We start from the raw sequence: 19,945 nt of genomic DNA, 5'->3' as shown, positions 1-19,945 counted from the left end.
CCCACCATGACCACCTCCAAGCACGACCGGGCCTCCGCGCTGCCCGCGCACCTGCGGGAGAAGCTGCGCGAACGCCTCGCCGGCCGGGCCGTCCGCGCGGACGTCATCCCCCCGGCACCCCGCGACACCCCGCCGCCGCTGTCGCACGGCCAGCGCCGGCTGTGGTTCCTCGACCAGTTCTCGCCCGGCAGCACCGAGTACAACAGCGCGCTGGCCCTGCGCCTGCGCGGTGCCCTGGACCTGCCCGCGCTGGTCGCGGCCGTACGCGGCCTGGTGCGCCGGCACGAATCGCTGCGCACGACGTTCGACCTGGTCGACGGCGAACCGGTACAGGTGGTGCACGACGCCGCCGACGTCGACGTGCCGCTGGTCGACGAGACGCCGGGTCTGCTCGACGCCGAGGTGACCCGGCCGTTCGACCTGCGGCACGGCCCGCTGTTCCGGGCGCTGCTGGTCCGGCGCGGCACCGACGACCACGTGCTCCTGCTGGCCTCGCACCACATCGTGGTGGACGGCTGGTCGCTGGGCGTGCTGGCCGGTGAGCTGGGCACGCTCTACCGGGGCGGAACGCTCACGCCGCTCCCATTGCGGTACGCCGACTTCTCGGTGTGGCAACGGAACCGGCCCGTGGACCTGGAGCACTGGAAGGCCAAGCTCGCCGGCGTCACGCCGGTGGAGCTGCCCACCGACCGGCCGCGTCCGGCCGAACGGACCTCGCGGGGCGCCACCGTGGAGTTCACGCTGTCCCGGGAGGTCTCCACCCGACTCGCCGAGGTCGCACGGGCGCACGAGGCCACGCTGTTCACCGCGTTGATCGCGGCCACGCAGCTGCTGCTGGCCCGCTACTCCGGCCAGGACGACATCGCGCTGGGCACCGTGACGACCGGCCGCAACCGACCCGAACTGGCCGGGCTGGTCGGCTTCTTCGTCGGCACGATCGTGCTCCGGTCCACTGTGGACGTGCACGGCTCGTTCGCCGACCAGCTGGCGAGGGCCAAGGACACCGCGCTGGACGCGTACGCCCACGACGACGCGCCGTTCGACCGCGTGGTCGAGGCGCTGGGCGTCGAGCGCGACCCGAGCCGCAGCCCGCTGTTCGACGTCATGGTGGTGCTGCAGAACGCGCCCGGCTCGCCCGCCGACCTGCCGGGTCTGGAGGTCGCCGAGGAACCGCTCACCCGACAGGTCGCGAACTTCGACCTGTCGATCGACTTCACCGAGACCGACGGCGGCCTGCACGGCCTGGTCGAATACAGCACCGACCTGTTCGACCACGCCACGGTCGAACGCCTCACCCGCCACTTCGCCCGGCTGGTCGAGGGTGTCGTCGCCGACCCGGACCGCCCGGTCGCCGACGTGCCGCTGCTGCTGGCCGACGAGCCCGACCCGCACGGCGAGCCGCTGGCCGTGTCGGACAGGACCTACCCCGAGCTGTTCGCCGAGCAGGTCGCCCGCACGCCCGACGCGACCGCGCTGGTCTGCGCGGACGACCGGCTCACGTTCGCCGAGGTGGACGCCCTCGCCAACCGGGTCGCGCACCGGCTGATCGCCGACGGCGTGGGCGCCGAACGCGTGGTGGCGCTGTCGTTGCCGCGCGGCGTGGACGCGGTCGTGGCCGCGCTCGCCGTGCTGAAGGCGGGCGGCGTCTACCTGCCCGTCGACCCGACCTTGCCCGAGGCCCGCCGTCGGCACCTGGTCGAGGACTCCGGCGCGGTGCTCGTCCTCACCGGACTCCCCGACACCGAAGGGCTTCCGGACACCGCTCCCCCGGCCCCGCGTCCGGACCAGGCCGCGTACGTGATCTACACGTCCGGGTCGACCGGCCTGCCCAAGGGCGTCGTGGTCGAGCACCGGCAGCTCACGCACCTGGTGCACAACCACGGCGCCGAGTTCCCCGGCGAACCCTCCCGGTTCGGGCTCACGGCCGTGTTCTCCTTCGACACGTCGTGGGAGGGGCCGGTGTTCCTGGCCCACGGCCACGAGCTGCACGTGCTCGTCGACGACGTCCGCCTCGAACCGGCCGCGCTCGTGGACTACGTGCGGCGGCACCGGATCGACTTCCTGGACATCACGCCGTCCTACGTACGGCAGCTGCTGCCCGCCGGGTTGCTCGACGGCGACCACGTACCGCGCGTGCTGATGGTCGGCGGTGAGGCGCTGGGCGCGTCGCTGTGGCGTGACCTGGTCGCGAGTCGCACCGCCGCCTACAACTTCTACGGTCCGACCGAGGTCACGGTCGACTCGGTGTCGTGCCGGGTCGAGGGCGACCGGCCGGTGATCGGCCGCCCGTTGCGCAACCTGACCGCGTACGTGCTGGACGAGGGGCTGCGGCCGGTGCCGGCGGGCGTGCCGGGCGAGCTGTTCCTGGCCGGTCCGCAGGTCACGCGCGGCTACCTGGGCCGGCCCGGGCTGACCGCGTCCCGGTTCCTCGCCGACCCCCACGGGTCGGGGTCGCGCATGTACCGCACGGGCGACCGCGTCCGCTGGGTCGACGGCGTCCTGGAGTACCTGGGCCGCACCGACGACCAGGTCAAGATCCGCGGCTTCCGGATCGAACCCGGCGAGGTCGAGGCCGCCCTGCTGCGGCACCCGGACGTCCACGAGGCCACCGTCGTCGCGCGCACCGATTCCGGGCACACCCGACTGGTCGCCTACGTGGTCGCCGGCGCCCCGGTGCGGTTCCGCGACCAGCTCAAGGACCTGCTGCCCGAGTACCAGATCCCGGCCGCGTTCGTGGAGCTGGACCGGATCCCGCTGACGCCCAACGGCAAGGTGGACCGCAAGGCCCTGCCCGCGCCCGAGGTCGTCGGCGACTCCGACTTCGTCGCCCCCGCCACCGCCGTCGAGCTGGACCTGGCCCGGCTGTGGGCCGACGTGCTCGGCGTGGACCGCGTCGGCGTCCACGACAACTTCTTCTCGCTGGGCGGCGACTCGATCCTGTCGATCCAGCTGGTGTCGCGGGCGCGGGCCGCCGGGTACCGGCTGACGTCGCGGGACGTGTTCCGACACCAGACCATCGCGGAACTGGCGACCGTCACCACGACCGAGGCGACCGCCGAACCGGTCCGCCTGATCACCGGCCCGGCACCGCTCACACCGATCCAGCGGTGGTTCTTCCGCGAGTACGGGTCGCAGCCGCACTACACGATGTCGCTGCTGTTCGACCTTCCCGAGGATGTGGACGTCGACGCGTTGCGCGCGGCGGTGGGCACGCTCGTCGCCCACCACGAGGCGTTGCGGCTGCGCTTCCGCCTGGTCGACGGACGTTGGACGCAGGAGCCCGTCGCGACCGCGGCGGACGCGTTCACCGTCGAGTCCACTGTGGACGCCGATGCGATCCGCCGGGGCATGGACCCGGCCGAAGGGCCGCTGCTGCGGGTGATCCTGGTCGGCGGCCGACAGCTGCTCGTGGTCGCGCACCACCTCGTGGTGGACGGCGTCTCGCTGCGCATCCTGGTGGAGGACCTGGAGAAGGCGTACCGGGGACTGCGGCTCGACCCGGTCGGCACGCCGTTCACCCAGTGGTCGCACCGACTCGCCGAGCATGTGGCGTCGGGTGCGCTGGACGCCGCCGCCGAGTACTGGCGGGCGCTGCCCCCGGCCGCGCCGCTGCCCGTCGACCTCGACGGCGCGAACACGGCCGCGTCCACCGCGTCGGTGACCGTACGGCTGGACAGGGCGACCACGGACGCGTTCCTGCGCGACGTGCCCGAGGCGTACCGGACGCGGGCGGACGACGTGCTGCTCGCCGCGCTGGGCCGGACCCTCGCGGACTGGACCGGGTCGCCCGAGGTCGGCGTCACGCTGGAGGGTCACGGCCGCGAGGAACTCGTCGACGGCGTCGACCTGTCGCGCACGGTCGGCTGGTTCACCACGCAGTACCCGGTGGCGTTGACCGTGACCGACGACTGGGGCACGACCCTCAAGGCGGTCAAGGAGACGCTGCGGGCCGTACCGCACCGGGGCTTGGGCTTCGAGGCACTGGACATCGGCACGCCGCCGCCACCGGTGTCGTTCAACTACCACGGCCGATTCGAGGTCGGTTCCGGCGGACTGCTCCGGCCGACCGGGACCACCTCGGGCACGGACGTCTCCCCGACGGGCACGCGTCCGCACGTGCTGGACGTGACCGGCCTGGTCGAGTCCGGCGAACTGGCGTTCACCTGGGAGTACTCGACCAACCTGCACACCGCCGACACCGTGCGGCGGCTCGCGGACGGCCTGCTCGACGCGGTCCGCGCGATCGTGGACCACTGCCGCGACGCATGGGGCCGCACGCCGTCGGACTTCCCGCTCGCCGCGCTGACCCAGGACCAGGTCGACCGGATCGTCACGCCCGAGGTCGAGGACGTCCTGCCGCTCACCCCGTTGCAGACCGGCATGGTGTTCCACAGCCTGGTCGAGCCCGGTGCGTACGTGGACCGCACGCGCCTGGTGCTCGACGGCGTCACCGACCCGCACGCGCTGCGGGCCGCGTGGCAGCGGGTCGTGGACCGCACGCCCGTGCTGCGCGGCGCCGTGGTGTGGGAGGGCGTCGACCGGCCGGTGCTGGTGATCCGGCGCGCGGTGACCGTGCCCGAGGACGGCCCGGTCGACCTGGGCGTGGCACCGCTGCTGCGGGTGTCGGTCACGCCGCTGTCCGACGACCGGGCCGAACTGGTGTGGTCGTCGCACCACGTGCTGCTCGACGGCTGGAGCATCGGCCAGGTGTTCGCCGAGGTGCTCGCGCACTACCGGGCGATCACCACGGGCACGCCCGCGCGCGTACCGACCCGACGGCCGTTCCGCGACTACCTGGAGTGGCTGGCCGCGCAGGACCGGGCCGAGGCCGAGGCGCACTGGCGCACCGTGCTGTCCGATGTGGACGGACCGACGCCACTGCCCTGCGACCGGCAGCCCACGCGGGCGCACCGCTCGGCGTCGACGGCGTCGATCAAGGTCTCCGTCGCGCTCGGCGACTCCACGCGGCGGGCCGGGCTGACCGCCAACACCGTGGTGCAGGGCGCGTGGGCGTTGCTGCTGGCCCGGCACGCGGGCGTGCGCGACGTGGTGTTCGGCAGCACGGTCTCCGGCCGACCCGCCGAGTTGGCCGGTGTCGAGTCGATGGTCGGCATGCTGATCAACACCGTGCCGACGCGCGCGGTCGTCGACCCGGACGCCGAGGTCGGCGCGTGGCTGCGGGCCTTCCAGGAGGCGCAGAGCGAGTCGCGGCGCTACGACCACGTGGCGTTGGCCGACCTCCAGGCGTGGGCCGGGACGAAGCTGTTCGACAGCGTCGTGGTGTTCGAGAACTACCCGTTCGACCCGGACGGCACGGGTCCGCGCGTGGCCGAGGTGGACGCGGTCGACGACACCACGTTCCCGCTGACGCTCACCGCGTCCGTCGGCGACCGGGTCGACCTGGACCTGGGCTACGACCCGGAGCTGTTCGACGCCGCGACCGCCCGGCGGCTCGCGGGCCGGCTGCGCGACCTGGTGGCCGCGATCGGCACCGACCCGACCACCCGCGTGGTGGACCTGCCGTGGCTGTCGGCGCAGGACCGCGACCGCGTGCTGGTCGAGTGGAACCGCACCGACCGCGAGTTCCCGGACACGCTGTTCCCGGACGTGTTCGCCGCGTCCGTGCGCGCCACGCCCGACGCCACCGCGGTGGTGTTCCGCGACGGGGAACTCACCTTCGCCGAGGTCGACGCGCGCTCGAACCGCCTGGCGCACCACCTGGTCGCCCACGGTGCCGGTCCCGAACGCATCGTCGCGGTGCGGCTGCCGCGGTCGGCCGACCTGGTGGTCGCGGTGCTGGCCGTGCTGAAGTCGGGTGCGGTGTACCTGCCGGTCGACCCGACCCTGCCCGCCGACCGGATCGCGTTCCTGCTGTCCGACGCGAAGCCCGCGTTCGTGCTCGACACGATCCCGGACCTGACCGGACTGCCCGACGCCTTCGAGGTCCGCGTCCGGCCGGAGCAGGCCGCGTACGTGATCCACACGTCCGGTTCGACCGGCACGCCCAAGGGCGTCGTCGTCGAGCACCGGCAGCTCGCCAACCTCCTGCACGCCAACAGCACCGACTTCATGTCGGGGCGGATGCGGTTCGCGGTCACCGCGACGTTCTCGTTCGACACGTCGTGGGAGGGCCTGCTGTTCCTGGCCTTCGGGCACGAACTGCACGTCGTGGACGAGGAACTGCGGCTCGACCCGGAGGCCCTGGTCGCCTACGTGTCCCGGCACGGGATCGACATGCTCGACCTCACGCCGTCCTACGCCCGCCAGCTCATCCCCGCCGGGCTGCTCACGTCCGGTCTGGGCACGCTCATGCTCGGCGGCGAGGCCACGGACGCACGGCTGTGGGCCGAGATCGCCGAGTCGCCGGTGCGCGGCCTGAACTACTACGGCCCGACCGAGGTCACGGTCGACTCGGTGGCGGGTGGGATCGCCGGCGACCGCCCGGCGATCGGCCGTCCCCTGCACAACCTGCGCGCCTACGTGCTGGACGCGGACCTGCGGCCGGTGCCGCCGGGTGTGCCCGGCGAGCTGTACCTGGCCGGTGCCCAGGTGGCGCGCGGCTACCTCGACCGGCCCGGCCTGACCGCGTCCCGGTTCGTGGCGAACCCGTTCGGGCACGGTTCCCGGATGTACCGCACGGGCGACCGGGTGCGCTGGGTCGACGGCGTCCTGGAGTACCTGGGCCGCACCGACGACCAGGTCAAGATCCGCGGCTTCCGGATCGAACCCGGCGAGGTCGAGAACGCGCTGACCCGCGTGCCCGGTGTGCGCGAGGCCGTCGTGGTGGTGCGCGACGACCGGCTCGTCGGCTACGTCACGGGCGAGCCGCGGGCCGACCCCCGCGCGACGCTGGCCGAGACCCTGCCGCACTACCTGGTGCCCCAGGCGGTCGTGGTGCTCGACGCGTTCCCGTTGTCCCCCAGCGGGAAGCTCGACCGCAGGGCGCTGCCCGCGCCGGACTTCTCCGGCGGGCACGTGGCGCCGGGCACGGACGCCGAACGCCGGATCGCCGCCGTCTGGGCCGAGGTCCTGGGCCGGGCCTGCGACATCGGCGTGACGGACGACTTCTTCGCCCTGGGCGGCGACTCGATCCGCAGCATCCGGGTCACGTCCGCGCTGCGGGCCGCGTTCGGCGTCCAGTTGTCGCCGCGTGCGGTGTTCGAGCACCCCACGATCGCGGGCCTGGCCGCGGCGATCACGGGCGAGGACGAGGCCGACGCCATTCCCGTGGTGCCGCGCACCGGCACCCACCCGCAGTCCCCGGCGCAGCGCCGGTTGTGGTTCCTGGACCAGTTCGAGCCCGACGGCACCGAGTACGTCACGCCGACCGCGTGGCGGCTGCGCGGTGCCCTGGACGTGGACCGGCTGCGGCACGCGGTGTCCGGCCTGGTCGCCCGGCACGAGGCGTTGCGCACCACGTTCGACGACGGCGTCCAGGTGCCGCACGAGCCGTTCGCCGTGGCCCTGGCCGTCGAGGACCGGCCCTGGGCCGAGGTGCTCGACGAGGAGGCACGCACGCCGTTCGACCTGCGCACCGGTCCGCTGGTGCGGGCCCGCCTGGCCCGGGTGGCCGACGACGACCACGTGTTCGTGTTGACGCTGCACCACATCGTGACCGACGGCTGGTCGACCGATGTGCTCGCCCGCGACCTCGCCGACCTGTACGCGGGGCGTGAGCCGCGACCGTTGTCCGTGCAGTACGTCGACTACAGCGCCTGGCAGTCCGAGCCGCCCGTGGACGAGGTCGCCGCGCGGCTGCGTGGCGTGGCACCGCTGGAACTGCCGACCGACCGGCCGCGTCCGCCCGTGCGCACGGGTGAAGGCGCGTCGCACACCTTCACCGTCCCGGCACGGGTGGCCGAGGCGGCGAGGGCAGCGGCCCGACGACACGGCGACACGCTGTTCACCGTGCTCTTGGCGGCCACGAAGGTGCTGCTGGCCCGCTACACCGGTCAGGACGACATCGCGGTGGGCACGGCCGTGTCCGGACGCGGCCGGGCCGAACTCGACGACGTGGTGGGCCTGTTCGTCAACACGGTCGTGCTGCGGTCCACTGTGGACGTACACCGGCCGTTCGACGAGGTGCTGGCCGAGGTGCGGTCGGCGGTGCGGCACGGGTTCGCGCACCAGGACGTGCCGTTCGAACGCGTCGTGGAGGCCGTGCGCCCGGACCGCGATCCGAGCCGCAACGCGCTGTTCGACGTGATGGTGCTGGTCCGCGACACCGGCGGCGACCTGCCGTCGCTGCCGGGCCTGGCGGTCGAGGAGCTGTCCACACCGCTGCTGACGTCGACCTGCGACCTGACGTTCGAGTTCGGTGAGGAGGACGGCGAGCTGCGCGGCGCGGTCGAGTACAGCACCGACCTGGTCGACGCGGCCACCGTCGACCGGCTGACCCGGCACCTGGTCGAGGTGCTCGACCACGCCACGGCCACACCGGACCGGCCGCTGTCGGCGTTCCCGCTCGGTCAGGCGCCCGACCCGCACGGCGAGCCGCTGGACGTGCCGTCGACGACGTTCCCCGCGCTGTTCGCCGCGCAGGTCGGCCGCACGCCCGACGCGACCGCGCTGGTGTGCGGCGACGACCGGTACACGTTCGCCGAACTCGACGAGCGGTCCAACCGGTTGGCCCACCACCTGATGACCGCGGGCGCGCGGACCGAACGCGTGGTGGCCGTGCGGCTGCCGCGGAGCGCCGACGTGGTCACGGCGATCCTGGCCGTGCACAAGGCGGGTGCGGTGTACGTGCCGATCGACCGGGACCTGCCGGCCGAGCGCATCTCGTTCCTGCTCGCCGACACCCGGCCGACCGTGGTGCTCGACGCGGTGCCGGACCTGTCCTCGTACCCGGCGACCGCGCCGAACGTGCCCGTGCGGCCCGACCACGCGGCCTACGTGATCCACACGTCCGGTTCCACCGGCACGCCCAAGGGCGTCGTGGTCGAGCACCGGCAGCTGGTCAACCTGCTGCACAACCACCGCCACGACTTCGCCGGCGAGCACCTGCGGGTGGCGCTGTCGGCGGTGTTCTCGTTCGACACGTCGTGGGAGGGTCCGCTGCTGATGGCGGACGGGCACGAGCTGCACGTCCTGCCCGACGACGTGCGGCTCGAACCGGCCGCGCTGGTCGACTACGTGCGCCGGCACCGGATCGACTTCCTGGACCTGACCCCGTCGTACGTGCGCCAGCTCGTCCCGGCCGGGTTGCTCGCCGGCGACCACGTGCCGCGCGTGCTGATGCTGGGCGGCGAGGCACTGCCGGAACCGCTGTGGCGGGACCTGGCCGCGAGCCGGACCACCGCGTACAACTTCTACGGGCCGACCGAGACGACCGTGGACGCGGTGTCGTGCCGGGTCGAGGGCGACCGGCCGGTGATCGGCCGCCCGCTGCGCAACCTGACCGCGTACGTGCTGGACCCCGGCCTCCAGCCGGTGCCCGAGGGCGTGCCGGGCGAGCTGTTCATCGCCGGACCGCAGGTGGCGCGCGGCTACCTCGACCGGCCCGGCCTGACCGCGTCCCGGTTCGTGGCGAACCCGTTCGGCACCGGTGCGCGCATGTACCGCACGGGCGACCGGGTGCGCTGGGTCGACGGCGTCCTGGAGTACCTGGGCCGCACCGACGACCAGGTCAAGATCCGCGGCTTCCGGGTCGAGCCGGGCGAGGTCGAGGCCGTGCTGCTCGACCACCCGGACGTGCGCAAGGCCGCCGTGGTCGCACGCGAGCACAACGGCCACAACCGGCTCGTCGCCTACACCGTCGGAACGGCGACCGACCTGGCCGCGTGGCTCAAGGACCGGCTGCCCGACCACCTCGTGCCCTCGGCGTTCGTGACGCTGGACGCGCTGCCGACGACCCCGGCGGGCAAGGTGGACCGGCGGTCGCTGCCCGCGCCCACGTTCGCCGAATCCGGATACGTGGCACCGGAACCGGGCGTCGCCGCCGACCTGGCCGCGATCTGGGCCGAGGTGCTCGGCGTCGGGCGGGTGGGCGCGCGGGACAACTTCTTCGCGCTCGGCGGCGACTCGATCCTGAGCATGCAGGTGGTGTCGCGGGCACGGGCCGCCGGGTACCGGTTGACGTCCAAGGACGTCTTCCTCCGGCAGACGGTCGCGGACCTGGTGCCGGTGGTGACGACCGAGACCGCCCTGGCCGTGGAGACGGTCACCGGTCCGGTGCCGCTCACGCCGATCCAGCGCTGGTTCTTCGCCGAGCACGGCCCGTTGTCGCACTTCACGATGTCGGTGACCACGCGCGTGTCGGCGGACGCCGACGCGGTGCGACGGGCGTTGTCCGCCGTGCTGGCCCACCACGACGCCCTGCGCACCCGGTTCGTCCGGGTCGACGGGCACTGGGCGCAGGAGGTCGGCGAGAACGCGGACGTCCTGCGGGTGGCCACCGACGACTTCGCCGCGGAGACCCGTCGGGCGCGGGAGAGCCTGGACCTGGCGCACGGCCCGTCGCTGCGGGCGGTGCTGTTCGACGACGGCACGCTGTTCCTGACCGCGCACCACCTGGTGGTGGACGCGGTGTCGTGGCGGATCGTGTTGGCGGACCTGGAGACCGTGCTCGGCGGCGGGCGGCTCGGGCCGAAGTCGACGCCGTTCGGCGCGTGGGCGCGGCGGATGGACGGGCACGTGCTCGCGGGTGCGTTCGACGACGCGGTCCCGTACTGGACGGCCGTGCCGACCGAGGAGCCGGTGCCGACTCCGGCGCACTCGGCACGCAGCGTGTCCGTGCGGCTGGACCGGGAGACGACCGGCGCGTTGCTGCGCGACGTGCCCGAGGCGTACCGGACGCGGATCGACGACGTGCTGCTGACCGCGTTGACGGCGGCGTTCGACGGCAGTCTGCTGGTCACGCTGGAACGCCACGGCCGCGAGGAGCTGTTCGCGGACCTGGACGTCACGCGCACGGTCGGCTGGTTCACCGCGCAGTTCCCGGTCGCGCTGGACGTGACCGGCGACTGGGGCGAGTCCCTGAAGGCGGTGAAGGAGCGGCTGCGGGGCGTGCCGCACCAGGGCGTGGGCTACGAGGCCCTGCGCCAGTACGACCGGGGCCCGACGGGCGCGTTGCCGCGGGTGTGCTTCAACTACCTGGGCCAGTGGGACACCGCGGACGGGGATCTCGACCTCGGCGGCGAGGTCCCCGGTGACACGGTCCGGTCGCACCTGGTCGACATCACCGCGGCCGTGGCGGCGGGCGAACTGGTCGTCGACTGGGAGTACTCGACGGTCACGCACGACGAGGACGCCGTCCGGCGGCTCGCCGAGCGGATGCTCGACGCGGTCCGCGCGATCGTCGACCACTGCCGGGGCGCGTGGGGCCGCACGCCGTCGGACTTCCCGCTCGTGCGGCTGTCCCAGGAGCAGGTCGACCGGATCGCCGCGCCCGAGGTCGAGGACGTCCTCCCGCTCACCCCGCTCCAGAGCGGGATGCTGTTCCACAGCCTGGTGGACGACGGCACCGCGTACTTCAACCAGCTCCGCGTGCGACTGTCCGGTGTGGACGATCCGGCGCGACTGGCCGACGCGTGGCGCCGGGTCGTCGAGCGCACGCCGATCCTGCGCACGGGTGTCGTCTGGGAAGGCGTGGACGAGCCGGTGCAGGTGGTGTACCGGGCCGTCGACCTGCCGGTGGTGTTCGGCCCGGTGCGGCCCGAGCAGGACGCGGCGCTCGGGCTCGACCTGGCCACCGCGCCGCTGATGCGGCTGACGGTCGACCGACTCGGCGACGACGAGGTCGACCTGCTGTGGACGTCGCACCACCTGCTGCTGGACGGGTGGAGCACCTCGCAGGTGTTCGGAGACGTGCTGGCCGAGTACGCGGGCGCGGCGCCGGTCGCGCGGCGACCGTTCCGGGACTACCTGGAGTGGTTGTCCACGCAGGATCACCCGGCCGCCGAGGCGCACTGGGCGTCGGTTCTGTCCGGTGTGGACGGTCCCACGCCGCTGCCCTACGACCGGCCCCCGGTCGAGGCGCACCGCGTGGAGTCCGACGCGCACGTGGCGACGACGCTGCCCGTCGACCGGCTCGACGCCGTGGCCCGCGAGCACGGCCTGACGGTGAACACGCTGGTGCAGGGCGCGTGGGCGTTGCTGCTCGCCCGGTGCGCGGGCGTGGACGACGTGGTGTTCGGCACCACGGTGTCGGGTCGGCCCGCCGAACTGCCCGGTGTCGAGGACGTCGTCGGCATGTTCGTCAACACGGTGCCGTCGCGGATCGCGGTCGACCTGACCGCGCCGGTCCTGCCGTGGTTGCGCTCCGTGCAGGAGGGGCAGACCGAGTCGCGGCGGTTCGACTTCGTGTCGCTGGCCCGGGTGCAGTCGGCGGCGGGCGGGCCGCTGTTCGACAGCCTGCTCGCGTTCGAGAACTTCCCGGTGGGCACCGAGGCCGAGGGTGCGCCGCGGGTGCACGAGGCCGACGGCCTGGACACGACGACGTACCCGATCACGGTGCGGGCGCACGTGGACGACGTGCTCGCCGTCGAACTCGCCTACGACCCGCGCCTGTTCGACGAGTCCACCGCGCGCCGCCTGGTCGACCGGCTGGGCACGGTGCTGACCGCGCTCGGCGACGACCCGGGCCGCACGGTCGGCGACCTGCCGTGGACCGCGCCGGACGACCTGCTGGAACTGGCCGAGTGGCACGGCGCCCCGCGCGGGTTCCCTACCGGCACGATCACCGCCCGGTTCGCCGAACAGGTCGTCGCCACGCCGGACGCCGTCGCGGTGACGTGCGACGGTTCGAGCCTCACCTACGCCGAACTGGACGCGCGCGCCAACCGGGTCGCCCACCACCTGATCGCCCTGGGCGCCGGGCCGGAACGCTTCGTGGCACTGAAGTTCCCGCGCTCTCTCGACCTCGTCGTGGCGGTGCTCGGCGTGCTCAAGTCCGGCGCGGCCTACCTGCCGATCGACCCCGCCTACCCGGCGGACCGCGTGGCGGGCATGGTCGAGGACGCCCGGCCGGTCGCGGTGCTGGACACGGTACTGGACGCGGTGTCGGACGAGGACCTGCCCGGCCACGACCCGTGCGTGGACGTGCGGCCGGAGCACCCGGCGTACGTGATCTACACGTCCGGGTCGACCGGTCGCCCCAAGGGCGTGGTGATCCCGCACGGCAACGTGATCCGGCTGCTGACCGCGACCGACGACCGGTTCGGGTTCGGCGCGGACGACGTGTGGACGCTGTTCCACTCGTACGCGTTCGACTTCTCGGTCTGGGAACTGTGGGGTCCACTGCTGCGCGGCGGCCGGCTGGTCGTCGTGCCGTTCGAGATCTCCCGCTCCCCCGGCGACTTCGCCGCGCTGGTGCGCGCCGAGGGCGTGACCGTGCTCAACCAGACGCCCTCGGCGTTCTACGAGCTGCTGGACGAGGAGATCGCGGTCCGCTACGTGATCTTCGGCGGCGAGGCCCTCGACGTGCGCAAACTCGCGTCGTGGCAGGGCACCGGCGAGCTGGTGAACATGTACGGCATCACCGAGACCACCGTCCACGTCACCCACACCACCGCCGACGGCACGATCGGCGTCCCGATCGCGGACCTGCGGGTGCACGTGCTGGACGAGGACCTCGACCCGGTCCCGCCGGGCGTGGTCGGCGAGATGTACGTCGCGGGCGCCGGGCTGGCGCGCGGCTACCTGGACCGACCCGGCCTGACCGCGTCCCGGTTCGTGGCCGACCCGTTCGGCGAACCCGGTGCGCGCCTGTACCGCACCGGCGACCTGGCCCGGTGGCGGGCCGGTCGGCTGGAGTACTTCGGTCGGGCCGACCAGCAGGTCAAGGTGCGCGGGTTCCGGATCGAACCGGGCGAGATCGAGGCCGTGCTCGCCACGCACCCGGCCGTCACGCGCACGGCCGTGATCGTGCGGGACGACCGCCTGGTGGCCTACGTGGTCGGCGACGTGCCGACCGAGGAGTTGCGGGCGCACGCGGCACGGACGCTGCCGGACCACATGGTGCCGAGCGCGTTCGTTACGCTGGACCGGCTGCCGCTCAACGCGAACGGCAAGCTGGACCGGGCCGCGCTGCCCGCGCCGCACCGCACCGCCGCCGGGTTCGCCGCGCCCCGGACCGAGGCCGAACGCCTGGTCGCGGACGTGTGGCGGGACGTGCTCGGACTCGACGAGGTCGGCGCGGAGGACAACTTCTTCGCGCTGGGCGGCGACTCGATCCTGAGCATCCGGGTGGCGTCGCGGCTGCGGGACCGGTTCGCCGTGTCGCCGCGCACGCTGTTCGACCACCCGACCGTGGCCGCACTGGCCCGACACCTGGGCGCGGAGTCCCGGGACGTGATCCCGCGCGCGGCGGGCGCGCCCGTGCTGTCGTTCGCGCAGCAGCGGCTGTGGTTCCTCGACCAGTTCTCCCCCGGCGGCACCGAGTACGTGACGGCATTGGCCGTACGGCTGCTCGGCGAGGTGGACGTGCCCCGGCTGGAGCGGGCGCTGACCGCGCTGGTGGCCCGGCACGAGCAGTTGCGCACCACGTTCCCGGCGGACGACGGCCTGCCGACCGTGGTCGTGCACGAGCCGTACCAGGTGGCGCTGCCGGTGCACGACACGCGTCCGGCGGTCGAGCCGTTCGACCTGGGTGGGGGTCCGTTGTTCCGGCCGTCGCTGACGCGGGTCGACGGCGGGTACGTGCTGGCGTTGACGCTGCACCACATCGTCACCGACGGCTGGTCCGGCGGTGTGCTGCTGACCGATCTGGCCGCGCTCTACCAGGGGCGCACGCTCGACGAGCCCGTGGTCCGGTACGCGGATTTCGCGGCGTGGCAACGGGAACAGCCGCTCGACCGGCAGGTGGAGTTCTGGCGCCGGGAGCTGGCGGGCGTGCCCGCGCTGGAGCTGCCGACGGACCGCCCGCGCCCGGCCGTGCAGACCTCGGCGGGCGCGCAGACGGAGTTCACCGTCCCGGCCGCCGTGGCCGACCGGCTGCGCGAGGTGGCCCGCGCGGGTGACGGCACCCTGTTCACCGCCCTGGTCGCGGCCTGCCAACTGCTGTTCCACCGCTGGTCCGGGCAGGACGACTTCGCGATCGGCACGGTCGCGTCCGGCCGCGAGCGGCCCGAACTCGGCGACGTGGTCGGGTTGTTCGTGAACACGCTGGCGTTGCGGGCGCGCATCGACCCGGGGCTCACGTTCCCCGCGTTCCTGGACCGGGTGCGGCGGACGACGCTCGACGCGTTCGCGCACCAGGACGTGCCGTTCGAACGGGTCGTGGACGCGGTGGCCCCGGACCGGGACACCAGCCGCACCCCGCTGTTCCAGGCCGTGGTGGCATTGCAGAACGCGCCGGGCGCGACCGGGTTCGCCGACCTGGACGCGGCCGACGTCGCCGAACCGGTCACCTCGACCGCGTTCGACGTGACCGTGGAGTTCACCGAGACGCCCGACGGCCTGGCCGGGTCGGTGGAGTACAACACCGACCTGTTCGACGCGTCGACGATCGACCGGCTGATCGCGCACCTGTCCGCCGTGCTGGCCGCGGTCGCCACCGACCCCGAACGTCCACTGGGCACGATTGGCGCGCTGCCGGAGACCGAGGCGGCACGGATCGGGCGGTGGGGCGACGGCGGCCCGGCCGAGGAGCCGGTGTCCCTCGCGCGGCTGTTCGAGGCGCAGGTCGTGCGCACGCCGGACGCGCTCGCGATCACCGGCGAGACCTCGTTGACCTACGCGGAGGTGAACGCGGCGGCCAACCGGCTGGCCAACCACCTGGTCGCGGCCGGTGCCGGCCCGGACCGGGTCGTGGCCGTCAAGCTGCCCCGGTCCGCGGACCTGGTCGTGACGGAACTGGCCGTGCTCAAGGCGGGCGCGGCGTTCCTGCCGGTCGACCCGGACTACCCGGCCGACCGGATCGCGTTCATGCTCGCCGACGCCCGACCGCTGCTGGTGGTCGACGGGCCGGTGGACGTCGCGCACCTGCCCGCCGACGACCCGCGCGTGGCGGTGCGGCCGGAGCACCCGGCGTACGTGATCTACACGTCGGGCTCGACCGGCCGACCCAAGGGCGTCGTGGTGACGCACGCGGGCCTGGCGACGTTCGCGTCCGCCGAGGCGGCGCACCTGGCGGTGCGGCCGGGCGACCGGGTGCTCCAGTTCTCCTCGCCGAGCTTCGACGCCTCCGTGCTGGAGCTGTGCATGGCGGTGCCCTCCGGCGCGGCCCTGGTCGTGCCGCCGCCGGGACCGCTGCTCGGCGCCGACCTCGCCGAGGTCGTCACCCGGCACGGCGTGACGCACGCGCTGATCCCGCCGGTGGCGTTGGCGACCGTGCCGGACGGCGGGCTGCCGACGCTGCGGACGCTCGTGGTGGGCGGCGACGCCTGCCCGGCGGACCTGGTGGCGCGGTGGGCGCCGGGTCGGCGGATGGTCAACGCCTACGGGCCGACCGAGTCGACCGTGGTCACCTCGTGGAGCGGCCCGCTGGTGCCGGGCGGCGTGCCGCCGATCGGCCGCCCGCTGCCGGGCACGCGGGTGCACGTGCTGGACGCGTCGCTGCGGCCGGTGCCGGCGGGCGTGCCGGGCGAGCTGTACGTGACGGGTGTCGGCCTGGCCCGCGGCTACCTCGACCGGCCCGGCCTGACCGCGTCCCGGTTCGTGGCCGACCCGTCCGGGCACGGTTCCCGGATGTACCGGACGGGCGACGTGGTGCGCTGGAACGCCGGTGGCGAGCTGGAGTTCCTGGGCCGCGCGGACGAGCAGGTCAAGATCCGCGGGTTCCGCGTCGAACTCGGCGAGGTGCAGACCGCGATCCTGCGCCACCCCGAAGTGCGCGAAGCCGTGGTCGTGGCCCGCGCGGACGCCAACGGGCACAAGCGGCTCGTCGCGTACGTGGTGGGCAGCGGCGACGACGTGCGCGCGTTCCTCGGCGAGTCGATGCCCGACTACCTGGTGCCGTCGGCGGTCGTCGAACTGGAGCGGCTGCCGATGAGCCCGAACGGGAAGGTGGACCGGGCGAAGCTGCCCGAACCGGACTTCTCGGCGGGCGCGTCGACCGACTACGTGGCGCCGGAGGGGCCGACCGAGGAGGCGTTGGCGGCGGTGTGGGCGGACGTGCTCAACGTGGCCCGCGTCGGCACGCACGACAACTTCTTCGCGCTGGGCGGCGACTCGATCCTGAGCATGCAGGTCGTCGCCCGCGCCCGGCAGGCCGGGCACCGGTTCACCACCAAGGACCTGTTCCGGTTCCAGACGATCGCCGACCTCGCACCGCACGTCCGGGTCGAGGAGGCGGCGTCGACGACGGAGGCGGTCACCGGGTCGGTGCCGCTCACGCCGATCCAGCACTGGTTCCTGCACGGCGACCGGCACAACCCGCACCACTTCAACCAGTCCCACCTGGTCGAGCTGGACCCGGACGTGGACGTGGCGGCGTTGCGGCGGGCGTTCGCGGTCGTCGTCGGACACCACGACGCGCTGCGGCTGCGGTTCACCCGTGACGGGTCGGGCTGGCACCAGGAGCACGCGGCACCCGACGCCGTGGACGTGCTCGACGTCCGGCCGCCCGGCGCGGACGTGGAGGCGGTCGCGGACGAGGTGCACGCGGGCTTCGACCTGGCCGCCGGACCGCTGCTGCGGGCCGTGCTGTTCACCGGCCCGAAGCCGGCGTTGCTGCTGGTCGCGCACCACCTCGTGATGGACGGCGTGTCGTGGCGCGTGCTGCTCGACGACCTGGAGACCGCCTACCGGGGCGCCGACCTCGGCGCCAAGACCACGTCCTACCAGGAGTGGTCGCGGACGTTGGCGGCGCACGTCGAGGCCGGCGGGTTCGACGACGAGATCGAGGACTGGACGTTCGACCTGCCGGTGCCACCGCGTTCGCGGGTGCCGAGCGAGGGCGTCGTCGTGGAACTGTCCGAAGAGGACACCGAGGCGTTGCTGCGCGGCGCCCCGGCGGCCTACCGGACGCGGATCAACGACGTGCTGCTGACCGCGCTGGCGTACGCGCTGACCCGGTGGACCGGCCGCGACGAGGTGGCGGTCGACCTGGAGGGCCACGGCCGCGAAGACGTGTTCGACGGCGTCGACCTGTCCCGCACGGTCGGCTGGTTCACCACCATGTTCCCGGTGGTGCTGGCCCTGCCTGCCGGGTCGTGGCGGGACCGCGTCAAGGCCGTGCGACGGCGCCTGCGGGCCGTGCCGGGCAACGGGTTCGGCTACGGCGCGTTGCGGCAGCACGGCCGGGTCCCGGCGACCGGCACGCCCGCCGTGTCGTTCAACTACCTCGGCCAGTTCGACGCGGGCGACGAAGCGGGCCTCGGGCTCTACCGGTCGGTGCTGCCGTCGGTCGGCCGCGACCACGACCCGGCCGACGTGGGCGACCACCTCGTGGACGTCGTCGGCGAGGCGGGCGGCGGACGGCTCGGCTTCACCTGGTACTTCCACCCCGACGTGCACCCCGAGGACGAGATCCGGGCGGTCGCGGACGACTTCGCGGCGGCGCTGCGGGCGATCGCGGAGGACTGCCGATGAGCGACGTGGCGGCCAAGAAGGACTCGTTGGCGCGCAACCGCGACTACACGCTGCTGTGGAGCGGGCAGGCGCTGGCCGAGGCCGGGTTCGGCGCCACCCTGTTCGTGCTGCCGCTGCTCGCGTTGGCGCTGACCGGGTCGCCGGGCGTGTCCGGCCTGGTGCTGTCGGTGGACGCCGCCGCGCAGCTCCTCGTCGGCCTGCCCGCCGGCGCCCTGGTCGACCGGTGGAACCGCAAGCGGATCATGCTCGCCTGCGAGGCGGCGCAGGTCGTGGCGTTGGCGAGCCTGGTGTTCGTGCTGTGGACGGACACCGCGTCCGTGGTCCACCTCGTCGCGGTCGCGGCGGTGCTCGGCGCGGCGCGTGCCCTGTTCGAACCGGCCGAGGACGCCTCGTTGCCCCGGATCGTGCCCGAGCACCAGTTGGCGACGGCCGTGGCGATGAACACGGCCCGGTCGTCGCTGGGGCAGATGGGCGGGTCGGCGCTGGGCGGCCTGCTGTACTCGCTGGGCCGTGCGCTGCCGTTCCTGTTCGACCTGGTCACGCACTGCGTGGCGTTCGTGGCGCTGGCGTTCCTGCGGCTGCCGCCGCGTGAGAAGCCCGAGACCGCCGAGAAGACGCACCTGGTCCGCGAGATCGGCGAGGGGCTGCGCTGGGTGTGGTCCCGGCCCGAGATCCGGGTGACGACGCTGTGCGCGGTCGTGCTCAACCTGTTCTTCAGCGCGTACTACCTGGTGGTGATCGTGCTGGCGACCGGGCGGGGCGTGCCGTCGACCGAGACCGGCGTGATGGCGTCGATGCTCGGCGTCGGCGGTGTCGTCGGCGCGCTGATCGCGCCGCGCCTGCACCGCGTGCTCGGCCCGTACCGCTCGATCGCGATCGTGTTCTGGGTGGCCACCGCGCTGACCCCGGTCGCGTTGCTGATCGACGACGGCTACCTCATGGGCGTCCTGTTCGCGGGCATGACGCTGCTCGTGCCCACCGCGAACACCACCATCGGCACCCACCAGCTCCTGCTCACGCCCGACGAACTGCGCGGCCGGCTCAGCGGCGTGCTGGCCGTCGCGGTCGGCACCGCCGGTGCCGTCGGGCCGGTGCTGGGCGGCCTGCTCACCGAACTGCTCGACCCCGTGCCCGCCGTCGTGGTGTGCACGGTGGGCATCGCCCTGGTCACGGCGTACGTCACGGTCAGCCCGACCCTGCGCCACTACCCCGAGAAGGGACAGCAATGAGGGACGACATCCGCTACCAGGTCCTGGTCAACGACGAGGGTCAGTACTCGCTGTGGCCGGCGGAGCACGAGGTGCCGGCCGGGTGGCGGCCGGACGGCAAGACCGGCACCAAGGACGAGTGCGCCGCGCACGTGGACGAGGTGTGGACCGACATGCGCCCGAAGTCGCTGCGCGACGCCCTGGCGTGATCGCGCGGAAGGCCCCCGGCGACGGGGGCCTTCCATTTATGGAAGTACGTAGTA

The 19,945-nt window shown here is 73.6% G+C and carries 3 protein-coding genes; all 3 read left to right on the top strand.

Annotation, left to right across the window (positions count from 1 at the left end):
• Positions 1-6: 6 nt before the first annotated feature.
• Genes F4559_RS11775 through F4559_RS11765 form a run of 3 tightly spaced genes read left to right on the top strand, consistent with a single transcriptional unit; the run spans position 7 to position 19,891 of the window.
• Positions 7-18,474, top strand: coding sequence for a non-ribosomal peptide synthase/polyketide synthase (locus F4559_RS11775; RefSeq protein ID WP_184668367.1), 18,468 nt, complete (start codon positions 7-9; stop codon positions 18,472-18,474).
• Positions 18,471-19,703, top strand: coding sequence for an MFS transporter (locus F4559_RS11770; protein WP_184668365.1), 1,233 nt, complete (start codon positions 18,471-18,473; stop codon positions 19,701-19,703). The genes F4559_RS11775 and F4559_RS11770 overlap by 4 nt, the downstream gene beginning before the upstream one ends.
• Positions 19,700-19,891, top strand: a complete 192-nt coding sequence (locus F4559_RS11765; RefSeq protein WP_184668363.1) for an MbtH family protein — start codon at positions 19,700-19,702, stop codon at positions 19,889-19,891. The genes F4559_RS11770 and F4559_RS11765 overlap by 4 nt, the downstream gene beginning before the upstream one ends.
• The last annotated feature ends 54 nt before the right edge of the window (positions 19,892-19,945 follow it).

Origin of the sequence: Saccharothrix violaceirubra, from assembly GCF_014203755.1 — a bacterium.
Classification (GTDB): Bacteria; Actinomycetota; Actinomycetes; order Mycobacteriales; family Pseudonocardiaceae; genus Actinosynnema; species Actinosynnema violaceirubrum.
Note: the sequence above shows the minus strand (reverse complement) of the source record. Positions and strands in the feature narration are given on the sequence as shown.